The 2,057-nt window shown below is 76.1% G+C and carries 1 protein-coding gene; it reads right to left on the bottom strand.

Features of this window, described 5'->3' with window-relative positions; genetic code table 11:
* Positions 1–2,057 (bottom strand): SulP family inorganic anion transporter (locus MTQ10_RS29995; RefSeq protein WP_247473701.1); only part of this gene is annotated, 2,057 nt, incomplete at both ends.

Raw genomic sequence — 2,057 nt, 5'->3', positions numbered from 1 at the left:
CCCGTGACCGGCGCCCACCGGCCCACCGGCCGCCGTGCCGGCACCCGCAGCGTGCCTGCCCGCCGTGCCGCCACCCGCGTCGCCGCCCCTCACAGCGACGCCACCGGCGGGGTGACCGTGGGCCATGCCATCGGTACCGCCACCGCAACCGGCACCGTCGGCGGTACCGGGACCTGCCCCGGCACCGACGCCACCGGCACCCCCACCAGCGGGCCCGGCTCCAGCAGTGCCGCCACTGCCGCGGCGGGCGGCCACACCGGCGTCGGCCCGCCCGGCGGCGTCGGCGTGCGCGACGGCGTCCGGGCGCCCCGCAGGCGGCGTCGGCTCCAGCGCCGCCAGCATCGGTTCGCACTGGTGGTTCCGCCAGGGCGTCCAGGGACGGCACCGGCAGTGCGTGGCCGCGGCGAGCCCGACCGGCGCCGCCACCTCTGCCGGCCCGCCCGCCCGGGCCGACCCGGCCGCCCGGGCCGGCCCGCCCGCCCGGGCCGGCCCGGCCGCTCCGGTCGCGTCGCCCGACCCGGCCGGCCCGGAGGCCGGGTCGCCGCTCCCGCCCTCCGGCGTGCCGGTGAGGCCGGCGCGGCGGCCGGTGAACTCGACGGTCCCGCCCTGCGCGGTGTGCGTCTTCTGCCAGTCCTGCAGTGACTCGTACGCCGCGTGGTCCATGAACGACCCGTCCAGTTCCACGACGGCGTGGGCGCCCTGGGGTACGAGGTGCAGGGCCCGGCTGAGCCGGGGCACCGCGAGGAACGTCAACTGACCTCGGACTCTGACGTGATGGACTCCTTCCTGCTCGTCATGGCTGATACGGGTGCGGGTGAGCCGGTGCAGGGCGGTGCCGACGGCGACGGCGATCCCCAGTGCGACTCCTTGCAGGACGCCCAGGAAGATCACGCCGAGGAGCGTGGTGGCGTACACCAGCACTTCGCGGTGGCGGGTCACCGTGCGGATGTGGTGCAGGGACACCATCTGGATGCCGACGGCCATCACCAGGGCGGCGAGCGAGGCGAGCGGGATGCGCTCCAGGATCGGGACCATCAGCAGCGCGGCGACTACTACGAGAACGCCGTGCAGCATCGTGGAGTTCCGGCTCACGGCACCCGCGTTCACATTGGCCGTGCTGCGTACCGCGACCCCCGCGACCGGCAGCCCGCCGAGCGCCCCGGAGACGATGTTGGCGGAGCCCTGGCCGAGCAGTTCGCGGTCGAGGTCGGAGCGGCGGACCGGCACCGCGGGAGCAGGCCGGGAGGCGGCCAGCCGGTCCACGGCGACCGCGCCGAGCAGCGACTGCACGCTGCACACCAGCGTGACGGTGAGCACGGCGGCGAGCAGGCCGAGCACCGGACCCTCGGGCAGCCCTGCCAGGGCGTGGCTGCGCCAGGAGGGCAGCTCCACCTGTGGCAGGGTCAGTCCGGCGAGGGCGGCGGTCGCGGTGGCGCCGGCGACGGCGACGAGAGGCGCGGGCACGATGCGCAGCAGGCGTCCGGTGCGTCCGGGCAGGCGCGGCCAGAGCAGCAGCAGCGTCAGGGTCAGGACGCTGACGGTCACCGCCCCCGGGTGCAGGTCCGCCAACTGGGCGGGCAGGGCGCGCACATTGTCGGGGACGGAACTCTGCGGGCTGCCGCCGAGGACGATGTGCAGCTGGGCGACGGCGATGGTGACGCCGATACCGGCGAGCATGCCGTGCACGATGGCGGGGCTCACCGCGAGGGCCGTGCGCGCCACCCGCAGGCAGCCGAGGCCGAGCTGGACCAGGCCGGCCAGCACGGTGATCGCGCAGGTGGTCCGCCAGCCGTAGCGCTGGATGAGGTCGGCGGTGACGACGGTGAGGCCCGCGGCGGGCCCGCTGACCTGGAGGGGGCTGCCCCCGAGTCGTCCGGTGACGAGTCCGCCGACGGCGGCGGCGACCAGGCCGGACTGGAGGGGGGCGCCGGTGGCGAGGGCGATGCCGAGGGAGAGCGGCAGGGCGATCAGGAAGACGGTGATCGAGGCGGACAGGTCGGCGCCCGCGATGCGGAAACGCCGGTCCGGGGGAGGGCTGTGGGGTTGGCTCTTAACAA

The organism is Streptomyces sp. XM83C, assembly GCF_023072675.1.
Classification (GTDB): domain Bacteria; phylum Actinomycetota; class Actinomycetes; order Streptomycetales; family Streptomycetaceae; genus Streptomyces; species Streptomyces thermocoprophilus.
This window is presented reverse-complemented; position numbering and strand designations above follow the sequence as displayed.